Here is a 22,047-nt window from a genome sequence, read left to right as displayed (position 1 = left end):
TGGTGTCGACGGTATAACTGTCGACATTTAAAGCGAGGGCATACTTATATTTTGGCCGCTGCCTCTCACTGCGGCTGTCGGGGGCTTCCCGATTGATATGCGGCATTTAAGCCGTTAAATTCATTTTCTGGCCAGCTCCTGGTTTAACGTCCAGAGCTCTCGGCGTTCTTCGCTGCTTAAACCGTGAGTGCGATCGCGAGCGATCAGCTCTTCTTGTCGCAGTTGCAGCAGCGAATCAAACATATGGTTGAGTGAGTCGGTAAAGGTCTTTTCGGCAATCGCCTTATCTGCTATATCGTCCCACATCGATAATTTTTCAAGGGTCGCAGCATCATTTGTGCCACGGTAGAGTTCCAGAAGTTGTCCGGTAGTAAGACCTGGCTGAGCCAAACAAGTTTTGACCAATTCTTTAAATAAGCCAAGTCCCGGCAGCTTATTCTGATCCAGCGCGTCTAAGGGCGGCACTAACGGCGCGAGATCCGGATTCTGCACCAGTAATCCTATCAGTATACGCATGGTCGTGCGTTTTAGCTGCGGAGCCGGGCGGGAAACGCCGCTTTCCGCCTGTTTTGGCACTAAACGATCAAGCTGACTATCATCGAAAATGCCTAACTTCAGCCCCAGCGTCTGGCGCAACTGAATACGGTGCGCGTCGCCAGGCACCTGATTAATGAGCGGCAGCGCCAGCGCGGCTAACTGCGTGCTGCCATCCGGCGAGCTTAAATCCACCTGCGGCAGGAGGCTATTAAACAGAAACGTAGAGAGCGGCTGCGCCTGCTCCATCCGCGCTTCGAAAGCCGCCTTGCCTTCTTTACGCACCAGCGTATCCGGGTCTTCGCCGTCAGGTAAAAACATAAAGCGTACCTGCCGACCGTCGGTCATATAGGGCATTGCTGTTTCCAGGGCTCTCCACGCGGCATCACGGCCTGCCCGGTCGCCGTCGTAACAGCAAATCACGTTGTTCGTCGCCCGGAATAACATATGCATATGGTCTGCCGTGGTTGAGGTACCCAGCGAGGCGACCGCATAGTTAATGTCATATTGCGCTAGTGCGACGACATCCATATAACCTTCGACCACAAGCAAGCGTTGCGGTTCAGCACTATATTGCTGAGCCTCATAAAGGCCATACAGCTGGCGGCCTTTATGGAAAATGTCGGTTTCCGGAGAGTTAAGGTATTTCGGCGTGTCGTTCCCCAGAACTCGACCGCCAAAACCAATCACCCTGCCGCGTTTATCCCGAATAGGGAACATGACCCGATTACGGAAACGATCGTAAGTGCTGCCCTGCTCGTTATTGACCAGCATTCCGGCATCCAGCAACAATGCTTTGTTATCGCTGTTATTACCGAAGCGCTTTAATGCGTTATCCCAACCTGGCGGCGCGAAGCCAATGGCGAAACGCTGAATAATTTCAGCGCTCAGACCGCGCTTTTGCAGATAGTCACGCGCAGGTTTTGCCGCAGGATGGGTAAGCGACTGCTGATAAAAGTCATTCAGCCCATTCATCAACTGATAGAGGTTTTGCCGTTGATGGCGCTCTATCTGGCTAAGCCCGGTGCCTGCTTCATAGGGGATTTCCAGGTTATGCATGGCCGCTAATTCTTCGACGGTTTCGACAAATTCGAGCTTGTCGTAATTCATCAGAAAGTCGATCGCATTGCCATGCGCGCCGCATCCAAAGCAGTGATAAAACTGTTTTTCACCGTTTACGGTGAAAGAAGGGGTTTTCTCATTATGGAATGGACAACACGCGTGATAGTTCTTGCCCTGTTTCTTGAGTTTTACGCGCACGTCGATCAGATCGACGATGTCGGTTCTCGCCAGCAGGTCATTAATAAATACGCGTGGGATTCGTCCAGCCATATGCCCCTTTTATACACGTCATCCTTCAGGCTGCCGCAGTGTTGGCTGCGTTCGCTCACCCCTGTCGCTGACTTGCGTAAGCGCCGGGGATTTACTCTCTTGCCGCCTGGACGCAGCATGAATGATTTTGTGTATATGCTAATGCATAAACGAAAACAAGCCGCGCATTCCTTTCGGAAGCACGGCCTTACAACTACAACTCGATCTGAATTGAGAGCAGCCCGCTCTCAAAAGATTAGTACAGACGAGTACGGCGTGCGTTTTCGCGAGCCAGTTTCTTCGCGTGACGTTTCACTGCAGAAGCTTTAGCGCGCTTACGTTCAGTCGTCGGTTTTTCATAGAACTCACGACGACGAACTTCCGCCAGAACACCTGCTTTTTCACAGGAACGCTTGAAGCGACGCAGAGCTACGTCGAACGGCTCGTTTTCACGTACTTTAATTACCGGCATGTGCCTCTCACCTTTGATTAATTCGGTTTGCCGCTGGCATCAACGCCAGCTTATTTCAAAATGGTGCGGAATTTTACTGCAATTGCTGCTGCTTTGTAAAGCACCGCTGCCTTTTTTGAAAGGGACTTTTATAAGGGGAGGGAGTATACACGAAGTCGGGACTGAGGGTATACATCCACCCGCATTCGACCTACACTGCGCGGTATTAGAGCGAGGTAAAACAAGTCATGCGTGTACTGGGTATTGAGACATCCTGCGATGAAACCGGCATCGCCATTTACGACGACGAAAAAGGTCTGTTAGCCAACCAATTGTATAGTCAGGTGAAATTACATGCTGACTACGGCGGTGTAGTGCCTGAGCTGGCTTCCCGCGATCATGTGCGTAAAACCGTGCCGCTGATTCAGGCGGCATTAAAAGAAGCCGGTCTGACGGCGAGCGACATTGACGCGGTGGCCTATACCGCAGGCCCGGGCCTGGTCGGCGCGCTGCTGGTGGGTGCCACGGTTGGACGTTCGCTGGCATTTGCCTGGAATGTGCCAGCCATTCCTGTACACCATATGGAAGGTCATCTGCTGGCGCCGATGCTGGAAGATAATCCCCCGGAATTCCCGTTTGTGGCGCTGCTGGTCTCCGGCGGGCATACGCAGCTCATTAGCGTGACCGGAATCGGTCAGTACGAACTGCTGGGGGAGTCGATTGACGATGCCGCCGGTGAAGCGTTTGATAAAACCGCCAAATTGTTGGGGCTGGATTATCCTGGCGGCCCGCTGCTGTCGAAAATGGCGTCGCAGGGGACGGCGGGGCGTTTTGTCTTTCCGCGTCCAATGACCGATCGCCCGGGGCTGGATTTTAGTTTTTCCGGTCTGAAAACCTTTGCCGCTAACACCATTCGTAGTAATGGCGATGACGAACAAACTCGCGCTGATATTGCGCGCGCTTTTGAAGATGCGGTCGTGGATACGCTGATGATCAAGTGCAAGCGCGCGCTGGAAAGCACCGGCTTTAAGCGTCTGGTAATGGCGGGCGGCGTCAGCGCTAACCGTACGTTGCGCGCGAAGTTGGCGGAGTTGATGCAAAAACGCCGCGGCGACGTGTTCTATGCGCGTCCGGAGTTTTGTACCGACAACGGGGCGATGATCGCCTATGCCGGGATGGTGCGGTTTAAGGCGGGCGTTACGGCGGATCTTGGCGTAACGGTACGTCCGCGCTGGCCGCTGGCGGATCTACCAGCGGCGTAAAAGCGGAAAAAGGGGGCGACATCACGCCGCCCCAATGGGTTTACAGCAAAACGACGGGCATCCACAACAGCCCGGTGACGATCAGTAGCACCAGGAAGATCAGGCCGAAGATCGCGCCTAATCGCCAGTAATCCACCGTAGGTAAGTAGCCGCTGCCGTAGTAAATCGGGCTGGGGCCGGTCGCATAGGGGGTAAGAATACTGCCCAGACCAATGGCTGCGCCGACCATCAGGCAGAATACCGGTAACGGGATTTCCGGCATCGCCAGCGCGGCGGCAATCATCATTGGCGCCAGCGCCGAGGTATAGGCGGTGGCGCTGGCAAAAAAGTAGCGCAGTAGATAAAAGGCTACGATAAGCGCGACCATCACCATCGTCGGCGAGTAGCCGCTGAGGCCGTTCGCCAGCAGCTTGCCAAACCAGGCGATAAAGCCAGTGTTGTTAAGTCCGGTGGCGAGGGCAATCAGCGACGCCAGCCAAAAGAAGACGTTCCACGCCGCTTTATTGCTGACAATATCGTCCCAAGAGATAATGCGTAATACCAGCATCAGCGCTACCACGCTGTAACCCACCATCGCGGCATCAATATAGTCGCCGCCAAAAATCCACAGCGCCAGCGCACCCACCATCAGCGCCAGCATTCTTTTTTCGCGTGAGCAAAGCGGGCCCATCGTTTTCAGTTCCGTCTCGGCCCAGCGTGGCACCTGATCGCCCGATTTCAACACCGGCGGGTAGAACATGTAGGCCAGCCACGGCACCAGAAGTACCAGCAGGATACTGAGCGGCAGCATCCCTAAGAACCAGTCGCCCCAGCCTAATGCCGCATGCGATGCGCTTTTCATCAGTCCCATCAGCAGTAGGTTAGGCGCCATGGCGGTCAGGAAAACGGCGCTGGTGACGCAGTCGGCGGTGATCCCCATCCACATAATATAGGAACCGATGGAACGGGAGCTGGCGTCGTTAGGCTGGGAATGATAGAGCGGCGGCAGATTGCGAATAATCGGGTAGACAATGCCTGCGCCGCGCGCGGAGTTGGATGGCGTCACCGGGGCGAGAATAAGTTCGGACAGCATTACCGCGTAGCCGAGAAACAGTGTGCGGTGCCCCATTTTTTTTACCAGGATTAGCGCAATACGCCGACCGAGACCGGTTTTCTCATAGCCCGTGCCAAACATAAAAGCCGCGAAAATCAGCCAGATAACCGAGTTTGAAAAGCCTGATACCGCCCATGATAGCGCTTTAGCGGTAAATTTAAACCCGTCCTGCGCGAGTTGCTCCGGGCTGAACAGCAGCCACGGCGAAAGGATGGCGATGATCGAAATCCCTATCATCGCCACCACCGCGCCGGGTACTGGTTCCAGAATTAATCCCACAATCACGCCGGCAAAGACCGCGAAATAGCGCCAGGTATGGCTTTCAAGACCGGTGGGAACGGGCAGAACCGCAATAATCGCGATGACCAGCAGCGGCGCCAGATATCGCCACCAGGCAGTTAAAGGTGCCATTATTGTATCCCTGCGAAAGAGGAGAGGCGAAACGCCTCCCCGGAAAGGTTATTTGATGTAGTGGACGTGCTCGCAAATCTCATCGACGATCGGGCCGCGACGTTCGGCGAACTGTTTTTTGTTTTCGGCGATCAGGTTATTGCCGTGGGTATCGATAGAGACAATCAGCGGCCCGAACTCTTTCACACGACAGACCCACAGGGATTCCGGCATCCCCAGTTCTGTCCAGTGCACCTCTTCAATCTCCTCAACCTGGGTGGCCGCCAGTACCGCGCAGCCTGCCGGGAAGATCACGTGTAACGCTTTGAATTTTTGGCAACCTTCTTCAGTGAGCGGTCCCATGCCGCCTTTTCCCACCACCAGCTTCACGCCGGTCTGTTCAATAAACTCTTTTTCAAAGGTTTCCATACGCATACTGGTGGTTGGGCCGACGGAGATCATTTCCCATTTTTCACCGTTCTTACGCACGATCGGCCCGGCGTGGAAAATCGCTTTGCCGTTGAGGTCGTAAGGAATAGGGCGCTTAAGTTCGATCAGACGGCGGTGGCAGACGTCACGGCAGGTGACCAGCGTGCCGGTCAGGTAGATCACATCGCCAACATGAATATCTTCCAGATCTTCAGCTTTGATCGGGGTTGTCAGGATCTTTTTCATAACGCGCTCCGGGTGTGGGACAGGTTTTCGAAGGAGAGGTCAGAGTGGACCAGCAGCGTACCGCGACGGTGCGCCCAGCAGCCGGTGGAGACCGCCACGCCAATGGTGGAAGGGTGACGCGCAGCGGATTCGATATGTACGCCCATCACCGAGCTATTGCCGGTCAACCCTTGTGGGCCGATCCCCAGACGGTTGAGTCCCTCTTCCAGACGCAGCTCCAGCTCAGCCGCCTTCGGATTAGGATGGCGAGTGCCGATCGGGCGTAATATCGCTTTACGTGACAGCACGGCGGCAGTTTCAACGGAAGTCGCGATCCCGACGCCGACCAGCACCGGCGGGCAGGCGTTAACCGCCAGCGTAGAGATATTTTCAAAAACGAATTTCACCACGCCTTCGTAGCCTTCAGAGGGCATCAGCACTTTGGAGCGCCCCGGCAATGTGCAGCCGCCGCCCGCCATGTAGACTTCGATTTCCGCGTCGTCGCCGTCCGGAATAATGTCCCAGGTGACCCACGGTACGCCGCTACCGGTATTTTTGCCGGTGTTTACTTCGTCGAAAATTTCTACCGCGTTATGGCGCAACGGTGCTTTGACGGTGGCATCTTCCACCGCCTGCTTCAGAATATCTTGCAGCTCGCCCAGCAACGGGAAACGGGAACCGACCTTCACGAAGAACATGATTTCACCGGTGTCCTGACACGCCGGTCGATTCAGATCGATCGCTTTTTGCATGTTGTCGAACATCGTGTGGTAGATGATTTTCCCCATCGATGACGTTTCAGCGTCGCGTAGCTGCTTTAATTTATCTACCACGTCATCGGGCATCCGGGTGGATATCATGGCGGTAAACTGAGCGACAATTTCTGTCAGCGTATTTATCGCTTTTTGCTTATTTTCATTGCTCATTATGTCAACTCCAGGACTTTTATTTATCTGGAAATAAATGTTTCGGCATAAACTACCACTAAAAGCAGGGTTTTATATTTATTGGCGGTGTGTATATGTAATTAACAGTTCGTGAATCACAGCTAAAAAAGAGACGAAAATTGCGCCAGGGCAGGAATTAAAAAGCCGGCTGGAAGTACACTATAATGCTCAACACCACGGATAATCCGACAATGCTTAATACATTTCCCTTAGCCAAAGATTTACAGGTACTGGTTGAAATTGTTCATGCCGGAAGTTTTAGCGCCGCCGCCGCCGCGTTAGGGCAGACGCCGGCATTTGTGACTAAACGTATCCAGATTCTGGAGACGACTCTCGCCAGTACGCTACTGAACCGCTCGGCAAGAGGCGTAGCGCTGACGGAAAGCGGGCAGCGTTGTTATGAGCATGCGATGGCGATCCTCACGCAATATCAGCGGCTGGTGGACGAGGTGACGCAAATAAAAACGCGCCCTGCCGGGATGATCCGTATTGGCTGTAGCTTCGGCTTTGGCCGCAGCCATATTGCGCCGGCGATTACCGAATTAATGCGCAGCTATCCGGAATTACAGGTACATTTCGAACTTTTCGATCGGCAAATTGATCTGGTGCAGGATAATATCGATTTGGATATTCGTATTAATGATGATATCCCTGACTATTATATTGCCCATTTGTTAACGAAAAATAAAAGAATACTCTGTGCTGCGCCGGCTTATTTACAAAAATATGCCGCGCCGGAAACGTTGCAGGAATTAAGCCGTCACGACTGCCTGGTGACGAAAGAACGGGATATGACCCACGGTATATGGGAATTGGGTAACGGTCAGGAAAAAAGGTCGGTAAAGGTCACAGGGCATCTTTCTTCCAACAGCGGTGAAATTGTGTTGCAGTGGGCGCTGGAAGGCAAAGGCATCATGCTGCGTTCTGAGTGGGATGTGCAGCCGTTTTTACAGAGTGGGGAGTTAGTCCGCGTATTACCTGACTATGCGCAAAGCGCTAATATCTGGGCGGTCTACCAGGAACCGCTTTATCGCAGCGTGAAACTCCGGGTCTGCGTCGAGTTTTTAGCCGCATGGTGCCAGCAGCGGCTCGGCAAGCCCGATGAGGGATATCAGGTCTTTCAGGCCGGATAAGACACTTTACATCGCCATCCGGCGATGCGTAGGCACGGCATAGCGCAAAAAACTACTCCGAATCTTTCTGGCGTTTCTTTTTCAGCTTCGTCCAGATTTTCGTCTCCTGGCGACGCCACAGACGCTGGATGTTGTCATGATGGCGCAGCAAAATGAGGCATGACAGCATCGACACCGGGAAGGTAAACTGCGGTTTAAACCACCAGACGTAAAACGGCGCAATCAAGGCGCTGACAATCGCCCCTAACGATGAATAACCGCTTAACAGGACCGTCAGCAGCCAGGTGCCTGCCATGACGCCGGTTAAATCCCAGCCGATGGGCGCAATGGCACCAAATGCGGTTGCTACGCCTTTTCCGCCTTTAAAGCCAAAAAAGACCGGCCAGATATGTCCCAGACAGGCGGCGATGGCGATAAGCCCAAGCCAGAAAGGGGTAACGCCTAACGCATACGCGCCCCAGACGGGCAACATGCCTTTAAGGATGTCAAAAATAAGTACCGCGACAGCCGCTCCCTTGCCACCGATTCGTAATACGTTTGTCGCGCCCGGGTTGCCAGAGCCGCTTTCACGCGGATCGGGCAGCCCAGCGATGCGGCAAACCAGAATGGCACTGGAAATTGAGCCGCAGAGGTACGCGAAGAGGATCATTCCAGGCGCGATTGCACTCATAAGCTGTTCCGTTTTGAAAGTGTCGTTTTATTTACTATTTCTGTGGATAATACGCACATTTCGCCGGAAGTGGTATCCGGCTTAGCTAAAAAGCAGGCAGGTCGTGATGGATATTGTATTTATAGAGCAACTTTCGGTAATCACCACTATCGGTGTTTACGACTGGGAACAGACTATCGAACAGAAACTGGTGTTCGATATCGAAATGGCATGGGATAACCGCAAGTCGGCGAAAAGCGATGATGTCGCAGATTGTCTCAGTTACGCGGATATTGCCGATACGGTGATTAGCCATGTTGAAGGCGGGCGTTTTGCGCTGGTCGAGCGCGTAGCGGAAGAGGTGGCGGATCTACTGCTTAGCCGATTCAACTCCCCGTGGGTGCGCATTAAGCTGAGCAAGCCAGGCGCCGTCGCGCGTGCGGCGAACGTGGGGGTAATTATTGAGCGTGGCAATAATCTGAAATAAAAATAAATAATTTTATATTTTTTAAACCAAACGGTTATATATGGGTCTTAACGCGAGATCCATTTTGCAGTGTTTTTCATTTTAGGGGTTTATTGATGAGCGATATGCACTCGCTGCTGATAGCGGCAATTTTGGGTGTGGTCGAAGGATTGACGGAGTTTTTGCCGGTATCCAGCACGGGCCATATGATTATTGTGGGTCATCTGCTGGGGTTTGAAGGCGATACGGCCAAGACGTTTGAAGTGGTGATTCAACTTGGATCTATTCTGGCGGTCGTGGTGATGTTCTGGCGGCGGTTGTTTGGCCTAATCGGTATTCACTTTGGTCGCCCGCTACAGCGTGAAGGTGAAAGTAAAGGCCGATTAACGTTGATTCACATCCTGCTGGGCATGATTCCGGCGGTGGTGCTCGGGTTAGTCTTTCATGACACGATCAAGTCGCTATTTAACCCGATTAATGTGATGTACGCGCTGGTGGTGGGCGGCCTGTTGCTGATTGCTGCCGAGTGCCTGAAGCCGAAAGAGCCGCGCGCGCCGGGGCTGGATGATATGACGTATCGTCAGGCGTTTATGATTGGCTGTTTCCAGTGTCTGGCGCTGTGGCCGGGTTTCTCGCGTTCCGGAGCGACCATTTCCGGTGGGATGCTGATGGGCGTCAGCCGTTACGCCGCCTCTGAGTTCTCGTTCTTACTGGCTGTGCCGATGATGATGGGCGCAACGGTTCTGGATCTCTACAAAAGTTGGTCATTCCTGACCGCAGCGGATATTCCGATGTTTGCGGTGGGCTTTGTGACGGCGTTTGTGGTCGCGCTGATCGCCATCAAAACCTTCCTGCAACTGATTAAGCGTATCTCGTTTATTCCGTTTGCGATTTACCGCTTTGTGGTGGCGGCTGCCGTTTACGTCGTCTTCTTCTGATGATTGACCGTGCCGGATGGCGGCGTACCGCCTTGTCCGGCCTAACTGTTTTGTCGGCCTGATAAGCGCAGCGCCATCAGGCAATTTAGCGTGCCGGATGGCGTTTAGCTGGCGGGTTTCGGGCAGCGCTTCTCTTTCCAACTGGCAACCGCTGCAATTCGTCGCTTAGTCAGCTCCTCGCGAATCTCGATGCCCTTAAATCCGGCCTCCACCACCCCTTTAGTCGGTACCGCCTGCGCTACCTGCCAGGCTTCGCGCAGCCAGCGCCCCTGCGGGTAATCCGACGCTTCAAAGCCGGTACGCCCACGGACGTCGGCCTCGCTGGTCAGCGCAATCTGCTCGACGCGCTGCGGTTTACGCCATGCATCAATGGCGTCAAACAGCTTAACGATTGTTTTCGGCTGGAGTATTGGAAAGGTGTGGATCAGATCGTGGTACTCGGCGACCAGTTTAGCTAAATCACGCAGGTCATTGGGGACGCGCAAACGCTGGCATAACTGTTCGACCAGCTTCACGCCCGCCGGGCCGTGGCCGTGATGGCGTGGCCAGAGATTTTTCGGCGTTAAGCCTTTGCCCAGATCATGACAAAGCGTGGCGAAACGGACATCAAGCTGCGGACTGAGCATGGCGGCCATCGACAGCGTCATCAACGTATGAACTCCGGTATCAATTTCCGGATGCCACTTTGCCGGCGCGGGCACGCCAAACAGGGCGTCGATTTCCGGAAACAGGACGCGCAGGGCGCCGCAGTCGCGTAATACCTGGAAGTAAATTTGCGGATTGCGGGTGGTAAGCGCATTTTCCGTCTCTTTCCATACCCGTTCCGGCGTCAGATGTTCCAGCTCGCCTGCCGCGGTCATTTCGCGCATTAACGCCAGTGTTTCATCGGCGATACGGAAACTAAGATGGGCGTAACGGGCGGCAAAACGCGCCACGCGCAATACGCGCAAGGGATCTTCGCCAAACGCGGGAGAGACATGGCGCAGTAGACGCGTCTCCAGATCCCGGCGCCCGTGGTAAGGGTCGATAATCTGGCCGTCATCGTCGCGCGCCAGAGCGTTAATGGTCAGATCGCGGCGCTGGAGATCGGCTTCCAGGGTAACGTCCGGCGCGGCATAGCAGGTGAAGCCCGTGTAGCCGGAGCCGGATTTACGCTCGGTACGCGCCAGCGCGTATTCTTCGTGAGTTTGCGGATGGAGAAACACGGGAAAATCACGGCCTACCTGCTGGTAGCCCGCATCGAGCATCTCCTGCGGCGTGGCGCCGACAACGACCCAATCTTTATCTTTAACCGGTAGCCCTAACAACGCATCCCGAACCGCACCACCGACCAGATAAATCTTCACGCCATTTTCCTTTTAAAAACGATCATTTCCTAATGATAAGACAGTGCGGCGGAGAAGGCGATTTAGTTCATCCAGCGGTCTTTGCGTTTACGACTTGGGATCATATGCGGCAGCACCAGCCCTAACAGCAAGCCAATGCCCAACACGCCGCCGCCATACATAAACCACTGCATAATAATGGTGCGCTGTTTGTCATCCAGTTGCAGATTCGCGGCGCTAACTTTTTTCTGCGCCACAATCAGCTCGTTTTTCAGCTTCTGGTTCTCTTCTTTTAGCCCGTTGATGACGCTGTCGCTTTGCGCCACTTTCTGCTGCATGTCGGCGGTGCGCTGATTCCACGTGGTATCAATATTGTTGAGTTTATCGGTCAACGTTTTGACCTGATTCTCCAGATCCGGCACGCGGGTACGCAGGCTTGGCGTGGTATTCAGTTCTTTTAACGGTATCCAGGCAGTACGACCAGAACTGTCTTTGATTTGACCATAGTTGGCATCGCTCTGTAAGAGCGTGACTTCCTCGCCGGCGTTGACGGTACCCACGAGGCGATAATTATCTCCCGGACCGCTGCGGACCCAGGTATTCAGTTCATCAGAAACGTAACGCGTCTCTTCAGCATGAGAAACGGCGGTGGCGCTAAGCGCAAGTAAAGTTAGTCCAATCAGGCGTAATTTTGGCATCAGGCTGTCGTTATTGTCAGAGAAAGTGGAACGATAGTAACGGCATCAGTGTCGCTACGCAAAGCAGTCGACATCAATCGGAATCATCTGTGTCGCCTTTGCCGCTACGTCAAACTTTTACGCCCGTCAAATTGCTCGTTGCATGGCAATTTGGCGCAAAATACTATCTACTGACAAAAATAATGCGGGTAAGTTCGCCAACAATCTTCCCATATGTGACATAACCAATAAGTACAAGGCCATGGCTCAGGAAATCGAATTAAAGTTTATCGTCAATCACGACGCCGTAGATGCGCTGCGAAATCATCTTCATACGCTCGGCGGCGAGCATCATGCGCCCAGCCAGTTGTTGAATATCTACTACGAAACGCCTGATAACTGGCTACGCCGCCACGATATGGGACTGCGTATTCGTGGTGAAAATGGGCGCTATGAAATGACCATGAAAATTGCCGGCCGGGTAACCGGCGGGCTGCACCAGCGACCCGAATACAATGTCGCGCTAAGCGAACCCGTTCTGGATCTGACGCAACTCCCGGCGGAGGTCTGGCCGGACGGCAAACTGCCCGTTGGCCTGGCATCAAGCGTACAACCGCTGTTCAGCACCGATTTTTACCGCGAAAAATGGTGTCTGGACGTTGACGGTAGCAAGATTGAAATTGCGCTCGATCTCGGCGACGTAAAAGCGGGCGAGTTTGCCGAACCGATTTGTGAACTGGAGCTTGAGTTGCTTCGCGGCGATACGCGCGCCGTATTAAAGCTGGCGAAGCAACTGCTGTCGCAAACCGGTTTGCGTCAGGGCAGTCTGAGTAAGGCGGCGCGAGGTTATCACCTGGCGCAGGGGAATGCGCCGCGAGAGAATACACCAACGGCAATTCTGCGGACTGCCGCAAAAGCCACTGTAGAACAAGGACTGGAGGCCTCGCTGGATCTGGCGTTGTCACAGTGGCAGTACCATGAAGAGCTCTGGCTGCGCGGCGACGAGTCAGCGAAAGAGCACGTGCTGGACGCAATGGGGTTGGTGCGCCATGCCTTAATGCTCTTTGGTGGCATTGTTCCGCGTAAAGCGAGCGCTCACTTACGTGATCTGCTTACCCAGGCGGAAGCGACGATGACATCAGCGGTGTCCGCCGTCACAGCCGTTTATAGTACGCAAACGGCGATGGCGAAACTGGCGTTGACGGAATGGCTGGTGACGAAAGCCTGGCAGCCATTTCTGGACGCGAAGGCGCAGGCCAGAATAGCCGACTCTTTTAAGCGTTTCGCCGACATTCATCTTTCTCGTCATGCTGCTGAATTAAAAAACGTTTTTGGACAACCGCTGGGTGATAAGTATCGCGACCAGTTGCCGCGTTTGACTCGCGATATCGACAGCGTTTTACTGCTGGCGGGATATTATGATGCGATGGTTGCGCAGGCATGGCTGGATAACTGGCAGGGATTGCGTCACGCCATTATTACCGGGCAACGTATTGAAATTGAACATTTCCGTAATGAGGCCATTAACCAGCAACCGTTCTGGTTGCACAGCGGAAAACGATAATCAGAACCGTAGAAAGTGCCTGATGGCGCTGCGCTTATCAGGCTTACGGTATGCGGACTTGTAGGCCGGATAAGGCGAAACGCCGCCATCTGGCATTATTTAAAGGATATCCCTAAATGACGCCGCTCTCTTCACCCTTATCGCAGTACTGGCAGACCGTTGTTGAGCGCCTACCAGAAGGATTTACTGAGACATCGCTTAGCGCGCAGGCGAAGTCAGTACTTACATTTAGCGATTTTGCGCTGGACAGCGTGATAGCGCATCCAGAGTGGCTTGCCGAACTGGAATCCGCATCGCCGCAGGCTGATGAATGGCAACATTATGCTGGCTGGTTACAGGAGGCATTGGCAGGTGTCTGTGACGACGCCTCGCTGATGCGTGAACTGAGGCTTTTTCGTCGTCGCATTATGGTACGCATCGCCTGGGCGCAGGCGCTGTCGCTGGTGGAAGATGAGACTATTTTACAGCAGTTGAGCCATCTGGCGGAGACGCTCATTATTGGCGCGCGCGACTGGCTGTATGCCGCCTGTTGCCGCGAATGGGGGACCCCCTGTAACCCGCAGGGCGTTCCGCAACCGCTGCTGATTTTAGGCATGGGCAAGCTGGGCGGCGGCGAACTGAATTTTTCTTCTGATATCGATCTGATTTTCGTCTGGCCGGAACATGGCGCGACCCGGGGTAGGCGTCGTGAACTCGATAACGCCCAGTTCTTTACGCGTCTCGGGCAGCGGCTGATCAAAGCGCTGGATCAGCCCACAATGGATGGTTTTGTCTATCGGGTTGACATGCGCCTGCGACCGTTTGGCGACAGCGGCCCGCTGGTGCTGAGTTTTGCCGCGCTGGAGGATTACTATCAGGAACAAGGACGTGACTGGGAACGTTACGCCATGGTGAAAGCGCGGCTCATGGGCGATAACGACGACGCCTGGTCTCGTGAATTACGCGCCATGCTGCGGCCTTTCGTTTTCCGCCGCTATATCGATTTCAGCGTCATCCAGTCGCTACGCAATATGAAAGGGATGATCGCCCGCGAAGTGCGCCGCCGCGGTTTGAAAGACAACATTAAACTTGGCGCGGGCGGTATTCGTGAAATTGAGTTTATCGTGCAGGTATTCCAGTTGATCCGCGGCGGACGCGAGCCGTCGCTACAGTCGCGTTCGTTACTGCCGACGTTAAATGCTATCACGGCGTTGCATTTGCTGCCTGAGAATGACGTGGCGCAATTGCGTGCGGCCTATCTTTTTTTACGTCGCCTGGAGAATCTGCTGCAAAGCATCAATGACGAACAGACGCAAACGTTGCCTGCCGACGATCTGAATCGGGCGCGGCTGGCCTGGGGGATGAATACGAATAACTGGCCGCAGCTTGTTGGTAAACTGACGGATCATATGGCTAACGTACGCCGCGTATTCAACGAATTAATTGGCGATGATGAGGCCGATACCCCGCAGGAGGAAGAGCGTTCAGAGCCGTGGCGTGAAGTATGGCAGGATGCGCTACAGGAGGATGATTCGACGCCAGTGCTGGCGCATTTAGCCGATGAGGATCGGCGACAGGTTCTGACCCTCATCGCTGACTTCCGTAAGGAACTGGATAAACGCCCTATCGGCCCGCGCGGGCGGCAGGTGCTGGACCAACTGATGCCGCACTTGCTTGCCGACGTCTGTTCCCGCAAAGACGCCGCCGTTACGCTATCGCGTATTACGCCGTTGTTGGCGGGGATTGTCACCCGCACCACCTATCTGGAGCTGCTGAGTGAATTTCCCGGCGCGCTGAAACACCTGATTATGCTCTGCGCCGCTTCGCCAATGATAGCGAGCCAACTGGCGCGCTATCCGTTGTTGCTTGATGAACTGCTCGACCCCGGTACGCTTTATCAGCCGACGGCTACCGACGCTTACCGCGACGAATTACGCCAATATTTGCTGCGCGTGCCGGAAGAGGACGAAGAACAGCAGCTGGAAGCATTACGCCAGTTTAAACAGGCGCAGCTTTTGCGGATTGCGGCGGCGGATATTGCCGGTACGCTGCCAGTGATGAAAGTGAGCGATCACCTCACCTGGCTGGCGGAGGCGATGATTGATGCTGTAGTACAGCAGGCGTGGACGCAGATGGTCGCGCGTTATGGTCAACCAACGCATCTGGATGATCGTCAGGGGCGGGGATTCGCGGTCGTCGGCTATGGCAAGTTGGGCGGATGGGAGCTGGGCTACAGTTCCGATCTGGATCTCATCTTTCTGCATGACTGTCCAATGGACGTCATGACCAATGGCGAACGCGAAATCGACGGGCGGCAGTTTTATCTGCGCCTGGCGCAGCGCATTATGCATCTGTTCAGTACGCGCACCTCCTCCGGCATTTTGTATGAGGTGGATGCGCGGCTACGCCCCTCTGGCGCGGCGGGAATGCTGGTGACTTCAGCGGACGCGTTTGCCGATTATCAGCAGCATGAAGCCTGGACCTGGGAACATCAGGCGCTGGTACGTGCTCGCGTGGTATATGGCGACCCGCAGCTTACCTCACAGTTTGATGCGGTACGCCGCACTATCATGACGACGGCGCGCGACGGCAAGACATTGCAGACTGAAGTGCGTGAAATGCGCGAGAAAATGCGGGCGCATCTCGGCAATAAGCATCGCGATCGTTTTGATATCAAAGCTGATGAAGGCGGCATTACGGATATTGAGTTTATCGCGCAATATCTGGTACTGCGCTACGCTCATGAAAAACCTAAATTAACGCGCTGGTCTGATAATGTGCGCATCCTGGAGCTTCTGGCGCAAAACGGCATTATGGATGAAGATGAGGCGCAGGCGCTGACGGTAGCCTACACCACACTGCGTGATGAACTGCATCACCTGGCATTGCAGGAGCTTCCCGGCCATGTGGCGCAGACGTGTTTTAGTAAAGAGCGCGCGCTGGTGCAGGCAAGCTGGCGGAAGTGGCTGGTAGCCGTCTGAATTATGCTATTATCGCGCGCAAATTTTGAATCTCTCAGGAGACAGGAATGAAAGTAAATCTGCCAGCGTTTGAACGTGCAGGCGTCATGGTTGTGGGTGATGTAATGCTGGATCGCTACTGGTATGGCCCTACTTGCCGTATTTCACCGGAAGCGCCGGTGCCGGTTGTTAAGGTGAATACCGTTGAGGAACGTCCGGGCGGCGCGGCGAACGTGGCGATGAACATTGCGTCTCTGGGAGCGAACGCCCGTCTGGTCGGCCTGACGGGTATTGATGACGCCGCGCGCGCGCTGAGCAAAACGTTGGCGGAGGTCAATGTGAAGTGCGACTTCGTTTCTGTGCCGACGCATCCGACGATTACCAAACTGCGCGTGCTGTCACGTAATCAGCAGCTCATTCGTCTTGATTTTGAAGAAGGCTTTGAGGGGGTGGACCCGCAGCCGCTACATGAGCGTATCAACCAGGCGCTGGGATCGATCGGCGCGCTGGTATTGTCCGATTATGCCAAAGGCGCTCTGACCAGCGTGCAGACTATGATTGCCCTGGCTCGCCAGGCGGACGTGCCGGTGCTCATCGATCCGAAAGGAACGGATTTTGAACGTTACCGCGGCGCTACGTTACTGACGCCAAACCTTTCTGAATTTGAGGCGGTCGCGGGGAAATGTAAAAGTGAAGACGAACTGGTTGAACGCGGCATGAAGCTCATTGCCGATTACGACCTTTCCGCGTTGTTGGTCACGCGTTCCGAGCAGGGAATGACGCTGCTGCAACCGAATAAAGCGCCGCTACATATGCCGACGCAGGCGCAGGAAGTTTATGATGTTACCGGTGCGGGCGATACGGTGATCGGCGTGCTGGCGGCGACGCTGGCGGCGGGAAATACTCTGGAAGAGGCGTGCTATTTCGCCAATGCGGCGGCGGGCGTAGTGGTGGGTAAACTCGGGACGTCAACGGTTTCCCCTATTGAGCTGGAAAACGCAGTGCGCGGACGCGCGGATACCGGCTTCGGCGTCATGACCGAAGAGGAGCTGAAACAGGCCGTCGCCAGCGCGCGTAAGCGTGGCGAGAAAGTGGTCATGACCAACGGCGTTTTCGATATTTTGCACGCGGGCCACGTCTCTTATCTGGCGAACGCGCGCAAACTGGGCGACCGCCTGATTGTTGCGGTCAATAGTGACGCCTCGACCAAACGTCTGAAAGGCGAAAGCCGTCCGGTTAATCCGCTCGAACAGCGTATGATCGTGCTGGGTGCGCTGGAGTCGGTTGACTGGGTTGTCTCATTTGAAGAGGATACGCCGCAACGACTGATTGCCGGTATTCTGCCAGATCTGCTGGTAAAAGGCGGTGACTATAAGCCGGAAGAGATTGCGGGCAGCGAAGAGGTCTGGGCCAACGGCGGCGAAGTCATGGTGCTGAACTTCGAAGATGGTTGTTCAACGACCAATATCATCAAAAAGATCCAGACTGAGAGCGAGAAGTAAAATCGCGCCATCAGGCGTTACAGACGCTGTGGGCGCTGAATTTGAAGGCGCGTCGGACATTTCGTTTCGACGCGTATCTCGCGGTTAACGCTGCTTTTTTTCGACCTAAAATAAAGGAATAAGGGTGAGAGGGGATCTCTCCCCCTCTGATTGGCTGTTAGTAAGCTGCGAAACTTATCGGTAACAGACCAATCAGTATGATGACCTGTTGCATCATAACCCTTTCCTTATTAAAGCCACTTCTTTGGTAGGGGGTCCCGTTTCAGCCCCTTGCTGATATCGCGATTGTTGGTGAGCGTCCAGCTCTTAAGCCCGCAAGATATTTATACGCCGTCATATTTGGTGGAAATTGTGATTTTACGCATTAAATTTGCGCACGTTATGTATAAAACCGTCGTACATATAGAGAAATACTGAAATTAGAAAAAGCATATAGCCTTAACAGAATTCAATCACTGGAGGGTATGCTGATGAACAATAATAACGTCTATTCATTAAATAATTTCGATTTTCTGGCGCGCAGCTTTGCCAGAATGCAGGCGGAGGGGCGTCCTGTTGATATCCAGGCTGTAACCGGCAATATGGACGAGGAGCACCGCGACTGGTTTTGCAAGCGTTACGCGCTTTACTGTCAGCAGGCGACTCAGGCGAAAAAGTTAGAATTAGAACACTAACCCTGGTTCCCTTTACCGGCGCAGGGCATGATTAAGATCTTATATGAGCGGGCCGTCAGGCCCGTTCACGTTTTTACTCTTGTGGATCGACTGGCGGAATGGCGGGCGCAGGTTTTACTTCCTGTGGTTTGTCGCGAGCTTCCAGTTCGCTGAGGCGTTGCTCCAGCAGCGCCAGTTTTTCCCGGGTGCGCAGCAAAACCTGAGTCTGGACATCAAACTCTTCGCGGCTCACCAGATCGAGACGCGTCAGTTGAGATTGCAGCGTTTGACGGATTTTCTTCTCGATATCTTCCCCGAACTCGCGAATACCTTTCGGCATTGACTCATGAACCTGGCGTGCGATTTGCTCAATTTTTTTCGGGTCAATCATTGTGGTTTCCCTGAACTGGTAAGTGTTAGCTCTTATTGTAGTGCGATATGTGGACGCCATAAACCAGAATTGTGTGACGCCATACGGAGTAAAGGCGTTGATGAAGGTAGTCAATAGCGTTATAGTTAACCCGCTTATTCTCAGGGCGGGGCGAAATTCCCCACCGGCGGTAAATCAACGATGTTTAACGCGTTTCTCATTACGGTGCGCCGTGACGAAATGCGAAGAATGGGTTGAAAGCCCGCGAGCGCTTTTTGCAATAGCGAAAAGGTCAGCAGATCCGGTGTAATTCCGGGGCCGACGGTTAAAGTCCGGATGGGAGAGGGTAACGATCCAGTCGGGCATGGACCCGCTCACGTTATTTTTTTGCCGCTTGTCGGCACTCCTAAGACTGCCCTGATTCTGGTAACCATAATGTTAATGAGGTTTTTTTACCATGAATCAGACGCTACTTTCCTCTTTTGGTACGCCTTTTGACCGTGTTGAACTTGCACTGGATGCGCTGCGTGAAGGACGCGGTGTCATGGTGCTTGATGATGAAGACCGTGAAAACGAAGGCGATATGATTTTCCCCGCAGAGACGATGACCGTAGAACAGATGGCGTTAACCATTCGTCACGGTAGCGGTATTGTTTGCCTGTGCATTACTGAAGAGCGCCGTAAGCAGCTTGACTTGCCAATGATGGTGGAAAACAACACCAGCGCCTACGGCACTGGTTTTACCGTGACCATTGAAGCCGCAGAAGGCGTGACTACCGGCGTATCCGCCGCTGACCGTGTGACGACGGTGCGTGCCGCCATCGCAGATGGCGCAAAACCGTCCGATCTTAACCGTCCGGGTCACGTTTTCCCACTGCGCGCTCAGGCGGGCGGCGTGCTGACGCGCGGCGGCCATACGGAGGCGACCATCGATCTGATGACGCTGGCCGGTTTTAAACCTGCAGGCGTACTGTGCGAGCTGACTAACGACGATGGGACGATGGCGCGTGCGCCGGAGTGTATCGCGTTTGCAGCCCAGCATAATATGGCTGTTGTCACGATTGAAGATCTGGTGGCTTATCGTCTGGCGCATGAGCGTAAGGTGAGTTAATCGGATGGCGACGTCTGTCGTCATGATGAAAAAAACCGAAGCTAAAACGCTTCGGTTTTTTGTTATTACGCGCGGGTTTTACCTCTGGAGAGTTTTATCACCCAGGTGTCGCTTATGACCAGCAGAATCAGGTACAGCCCAGAGGCCAACAGGCATGCCTGCGCCATATTCATAAAGTGCCAGGGCGGGAGCAGGTACCAGCCATCGTAATAACTTTCGTTTGCTGGCTATCTGAAATAAAACGGTTATCCATATAATGGTTGACGATGGTGGACGTCTGCACCACATAGTTATCCTTCATAGTTTTGCCGTTTCCTTTATATTCTACCGTGACGCTGTTGGCAAATTTCTGGTAAAGGCCAAAAATAGGAATACCATCATATGTTTCTAAAGACTCTTTTTCAACGGTATAGTAACAGGAACACGTCTTCCTCTCTGCCATGTGCAGTAACTTTGACGTCTGAAATAATATGGCTATCTAATTCCATCAGTGCGGTGAGCGGGACATTTCTGTAAGGATCGACAACGACTGCGCCTAATATTCCTGCGGGCTGCGCCGATAAGTATTTTTTTCGGCATTGGTCAAGGATAGATATATATCCTTATGTACAACTTCTAAATATAATACTTATAAATATGCTATTTTTTATGGATGATAAATGATTGGTATTTAAATATAAGGCATGATGCTATTGCTTATTTTAAAATATACTCTGCATCCATATTCTTTAATTTAATTTATGAGTTGACAGTAGGGGAAGGGTATTTTAAGAACACTATAAATTAGTGTAAAGTGTGACATTATCGACATTGTTTTCTGCTTAATACTTTTTTCATTATTGGATTTCACTACTGATTTATATGATCAAAATCATTTATTTGTTCCACAAATATGCCAGTATATGAATACGTCAAAATAAAGGTATGTAAAATTTTAACGTTAAATGTTTAGTGTTGTTAAATTTTAAGGGTAAAAAGGATGTTTATTGCCTGGTACTGGATAATATTAATTGCTCTTGTGGTGATAGGGGATGTTTGCCATATGAAGCGTTATTGCAGAGCGTTTCGGCAGGACAGAGATGCATTACTTGAAGCGCGAACGAAACGTTTTCACCAGACGAACGAAGGCGGCAGCGTGATGAATGAGCAGAAATAGCGCATATCCTCGCCGGGCAGCCGGATGTTGCCTGACTAAAGGGTTACATCCGGCGCGACGTTTCTCTTAACCGATGCCTATCGTCTGCAAAATGACGAGACTAAGCCCCATGACGGACATGCCGCAAAGCACGCCATAGCTGGGGTTATTGTTAGGATCGATCTCTTTTGCCAGCGGCATCAGTTCATCGACGGAGAGCGCCACCATAATGCCAGCGACCGCCGCCATGATAGCCGCCATGACGATCGGCGAAACCAGACTGCCCAAAATTAGCCACGCCAGCACGCCGCCAAGAATCTCCGCCATGCCGGAGATTCCGGCCCAAAAAATCGCGGTACGTTTTGAGCCCGTCGCGGCATAAACCGGGCCGGCGACCGCCAGACCTTCAGGAATATTGTGCAACGCCACCGCCAGTGCGATGCCGAAACCCAGTTCCAGATTGCTGCTGGCGGTGACAAAGGTGGCGATCCCTTCCGGAAAGTTGTGCAGGCTAATGCCGAGCGTCAATAAAATCGCGGTGCGTTTTATTGAGCCGGGAATCGGCTGCTGCCTTTTTTGCACCAGATCCTGCGGGTGAGCGTGAGGAAGCAGGCGATCCAGCCCGAAGTAGCCTAACAGGCCGATAATAAACATCCCGTAGCCCAGTACGGGCGACATTCCATCGGTGTCAAGCGCGGCGGGCAGCATCTCCATCAGCGAGATGAGCAACATGATGCCTGCGGCGAAGCCCAGCGAAAAAGCCAGCACGCGATTAGACGGTTTTTGGCCGAGAACGCCAAGAAACGCGCCAATAAAGGTGGCGGCGCCCGCCAGTAAGGTCAGAATAAGTGGTACTGACATTCATTACTCCTTATCAATTTGCCGTCCGAACCTGACCTTCAAAATAACTGATGATCTTCATCATGGTTATCTGAGTTCTTCC

21 protein-coding genes, 2 pseudogenes and 1 riboswitch are annotated in these 22,047 nt (G+C 53.3%); of the genes and pseudogenes, 10 read left to right on the top strand and 13 right to left on the bottom strand.

What is annotated here, in order from left to right; translation table 11 throughout:
- Nucleotides 1-120 precede the first annotated feature (120 nt).
- Together dnaG and rpsU are read right to left on the bottom strand one after the other, a co-directional pair.
- Nucleotides 121-1,866: a DNA primase gene (dnaG, locus tag ACE15A_RS20765; RefSeq protein WP_000918865.1), complete on the bottom strand. Its 1,746-nt coding sequence runs from the start codon at nucleotides 1,864-1,866 to the stop codon at nucleotides 121-123.
- 235 nt (nucleotides 1,867-2,101) lie between these two features.
- Nucleotides 2,102-2,317, bottom strand: coding sequence for a 30S ribosomal protein S21 (gene rpsU, locus ACE15A_RS20760; protein ID WP_001144069.1), 216 nt, complete (start codon nucleotides 2,315-2,317; stop codon nucleotides 2,102-2,104).
- Nucleotides 2,318-2,544: 227 nt separating this feature from the next.
- On the opposite strand from rpsU, the gene tsaD reads away from it, so the two are divergent.
- Complete coding sequence (tsaD, locus tag ACE15A_RS20755) at nucleotides 2,545-3,558, top strand: tRNA (adenosine(37)-N6)-threonylcarbamoyltransferase complex transferase subunit TsaD (RefSeq protein ID WP_053508232.1); 1,014 nt, start codon at nucleotides 2,545-2,547, stop codon at nucleotides 3,556-3,558.
- 40 nt (nucleotides 3,559-3,598) lie between these two features.
- Here tsaD and ACE15A_RS20750 read toward each other — a convergent pair whose 3' ends face one another.
- From ACE15A_RS20750 to ttdA, 3 genes are read right to left on the bottom strand one after another with little or no spacing between them, the layout of a single operon-like run.
- Entirely contained in the window at nucleotides 3,599-5,062 is a 1,464-nt protein-coding gene (locus ACE15A_RS20750; RefSeq protein ID WP_023248589.1) for an anion permease, read from the bottom strand.
- 48 nt (nucleotides 5,063-5,110) lie between these two features.
- On the bottom strand, nucleotides 5,111-5,716 hold the full coding sequence (gene ttdB, locus ACE15A_RS20745; protein WP_023248588.1) for a L(+)-tartrate dehydratase subunit beta: 606 nt from the start codon (nucleotides 5,714-5,716) through the stop codon (nucleotides 5,111-5,113).
- Nucleotides 5,713-6,624: a L(+)-tartrate dehydratase subunit alpha gene (gene ttdA, locus ACE15A_RS20740; RefSeq protein ID WP_024149712.1), complete on the bottom strand. Its 912-nt coding sequence runs from the start codon at nucleotides 6,622-6,624 to the stop codon at nucleotides 5,713-5,715. The genes ttdB and ttdA overlap by 4 nt, the downstream gene beginning before the upstream one ends.
- Nucleotides 6,625-6,833: 209 nt before the next feature.
- On the opposite strand from ttdA, the gene ACE15A_RS20735 reads away from it, so the two are divergent.
- The gene (locus ACE15A_RS20735; RefSeq protein ID WP_053508328.1) at nucleotides 6,834-7,775 is read left to right on the top strand and encodes a LysR family transcriptional regulator; all 942 of its coding nucleotides are present in this window, start codon (nucleotides 6,834-6,836) and stop codon (nucleotides 7,773-7,775) included.
- A 52-nt stretch (nucleotides 7,776-7,827) separates the two neighbouring features.
- Here ACE15A_RS20735 and plsY read toward each other — a convergent pair whose 3' ends face one another.
- Entirely contained in the window at nucleotides 7,828-8,445 is a 618-nt protein-coding gene (plsY, locus tag ACE15A_RS20730) for a glycerol-3-phosphate 1-O-acyltransferase PlsY (protein WP_001272785.1), read from the bottom strand.
- A 106-nt stretch (nucleotides 8,446-8,551) separates the two neighbouring features.
- Here plsY and folB point away from each other — a divergent pair, with 106 nt between their 5' ends.
- Together folB and bacA are read left to right on the top strand one after the other, a co-directional pair.
- A complete protein-coding gene (folB, locus tag ACE15A_RS20725; RefSeq protein ID WP_023248585.1) occupies nucleotides 8,552-8,911 on the top strand; it encodes a bifunctional dihydroneopterin aldolase/7,8-dihydroneopterin epimerase in 360 nt (119 codons plus the stop codon).
- Between the two features lie 95 nt (nucleotides 8,912-9,006).
- Nucleotides 9,007-9,828 (top strand): undecaprenyl-diphosphate phosphatase, encoded by an 822-nt coding sequence (gene bacA, locus ACE15A_RS20720; protein ID WP_001281933.1) that lies wholly within the window; start codon nucleotides 9,007-9,009, stop codon nucleotides 9,826-9,828.
- Nucleotides 9,829-9,932: 104 nt separating this feature from the next.
- Here the strand turns inward: bacA and ACE15A_RS20715 are convergent, their stop codons facing one another.
- A complete protein-coding gene (locus ACE15A_RS20715; protein WP_023248583.1) occupies nucleotides 9,933-11,174 on the bottom strand; it encodes a multifunctional CCA addition/repair protein in 1,242 nt (413 codons plus the stop codon).
- 62 nt (nucleotides 11,175-11,236) lie between these two features.
- A complete protein-coding gene (locus tag ACE15A_RS20710) occupies nucleotides 11,237-11,851 on the bottom strand; it encodes a TIGR04211 family SH3 domain-containing protein (protein WP_001125344.1) in 615 nt (204 codons plus the stop codon).
- A 241-nt stretch (nucleotides 11,852-12,092) separates the two neighbouring features.
- Here ACE15A_RS20710 and ACE15A_RS20705 point away from each other — a divergent pair, with 241 nt between their 5' ends.
- The 3 genes from ACE15A_RS20705 to hldE all read left to right on the top strand — a co-directional run bounded on the left by ACE15A_RS20705 (nucleotide 12,093) and on the right by hldE (nucleotide 17,835).
- Nucleotides 12,093-13,394: an inorganic triphosphatase gene (locus ACE15A_RS20705; protein WP_053508230.1), complete on the top strand. Its 1,302-nt coding sequence runs from the start codon at nucleotides 12,093-12,095 to the stop codon at nucleotides 13,392-13,394.
- Between the two features lie 116 nt (nucleotides 13,395-13,510).
- On the top strand, nucleotides 13,511-16,354 hold the full coding sequence (glnE, locus tag ACE15A_RS20700; RefSeq protein ID WP_053508228.1) for a bifunctional [glutamate--ammonia ligase]-adenylyl-L-tyrosine phosphorylase/[glutamate--ammonia-ligase] adenylyltransferase: 2,844 nt from the start codon (nucleotides 13,511-13,513) through the stop codon (nucleotides 16,352-16,354).
- A gap of 47 nt (nucleotides 16,355-16,401) precedes the next feature.
- Nucleotides 16,402-17,835, top strand: a complete 1,434-nt coding sequence (gene hldE, locus ACE15A_RS20695) for a bifunctional D-glycero-beta-D-manno-heptose-7-phosphate kinase/D-glycero-beta-D-manno-heptose 1-phosphate adenylyltransferase HldE (RefSeq protein ID WP_023248580.1) — start codon at nucleotides 16,402-16,404, stop codon at nucleotides 17,833-17,835.
- 157 nt (nucleotides 17,836-17,992) lie between these two features.
- On the opposite strand, the gene ACE15A_RS20690 is transcribed toward hldE, so the two are convergent.
- A complete protein-coding gene (locus tag ACE15A_RS20690; RefSeq protein ID WP_226296155.1) occupies nucleotides 17,993-18,049 on the bottom strand; it encodes a hypothetical protein in 57 nt (18 codons plus the stop codon).
- Nucleotides 18,050-18,299: 250 nt separating this feature from the next.
- Between ACE15A_RS20690 and glgS the strand changes: the two genes are divergently transcribed.
- Nucleotides 18,300-18,509, top strand: a complete 210-nt coding sequence (glgS, locus tag ACE15A_RS20685; protein ID WP_000928925.1) for a cell surface composition regulator GlgS — start codon at nucleotides 18,300-18,302, stop codon at nucleotides 18,507-18,509.
- A gap of 73 nt (nucleotides 18,510-18,582) precedes the next feature.
- On the opposite strand, the gene ubiK is transcribed toward glgS, so the two are convergent.
- Complete coding sequence (gene ubiK / locus ACE15A_RS20680) at nucleotides 18,583-18,879, bottom strand: ubiquinone biosynthesis accessory factor UbiK (protein ID WP_023248579.1); 297 nt, start codon at nucleotides 18,877-18,879, stop codon at nucleotides 18,583-18,585.
- Nucleotides 18,880-19,011: 132 nt separating this feature from the next.
- Nucleotides 19,012-19,210, top strand: a riboswitch (FMN riboswitch).
- A gap of 105 nt (nucleotides 19,211-19,315) precedes the next feature.
- Here ubiK and ribB point away from each other — a divergent pair.
- A complete protein-coding gene (ribB, locus tag ACE15A_RS20675; protein ID WP_023248578.1) occupies nucleotides 19,316-19,969 on the top strand; it encodes a 3,4-dihydroxy-2-butanone-4-phosphate synthase in 654 nt (217 codons plus the stop codon).
- Nucleotides 19,970-20,034: 65 nt separating this feature from the next.
- Here the strand turns inward: ribB and ACE15A_RS20670 are convergent.
- Nucleotides 20,035-20,175: pseudogene (locus tag ACE15A_RS20670) on the bottom strand (disulfide bond formation protein B); the annotation flags it as partial.
- Nucleotides 20,169-20,526 (bottom strand): annotated as a pseudogene (locus ACE15A_RS20665) (aryl-sulfate sulfotransferase N-terminal domain-containing protein); the annotation flags it as partial. The pseudogenes ACE15A_RS20665 and ACE15A_RS20670, both read right to left, overlap by 7 nt.
- Before the next feature lie 422 nt (nucleotides 20,527-20,948).
- Here ACE15A_RS20665 and ACE15A_RS20660 point away from each other — a divergent pair.
- On the top strand, nucleotides 20,949-21,125 hold the full coding sequence (locus tag ACE15A_RS20660) for a hypothetical protein (RefSeq protein WP_053508224.1): 177 nt from the start codon (nucleotides 20,949-20,951) through the stop codon (nucleotides 21,123-21,125).
- 66 nt (nucleotides 21,126-21,191) lie between these two features.
- Here ACE15A_RS20660 and zupT read toward each other — a convergent pair whose 3' ends face one another.
- Complete coding sequence (zupT, locus tag ACE15A_RS20655; protein WP_023248574.1) at nucleotides 21,192-21,965, bottom strand: zinc transporter ZupT; 774 nt, start codon at nucleotides 21,963-21,965, stop codon at nucleotides 21,192-21,194.
- Between the last annotated feature and the right edge of the window lie 82 nt (nucleotides 21,966-22,047).

Origin of the sequence: Salmonella sp. HY31 (genome assembly GCF_042604575.1) — a bacterium.
GTDB classification, from domain to species: Bacteria; Pseudomonadota; Gammaproteobacteria; order Enterobacterales; family Enterobacteriaceae; genus Salmonella; species Salmonella diarizonae.
The sequence above is the reverse complement of the archived record's forward strand: the minus strand, read 5'-3'. Positions and strand labels throughout refer to the sequence as shown.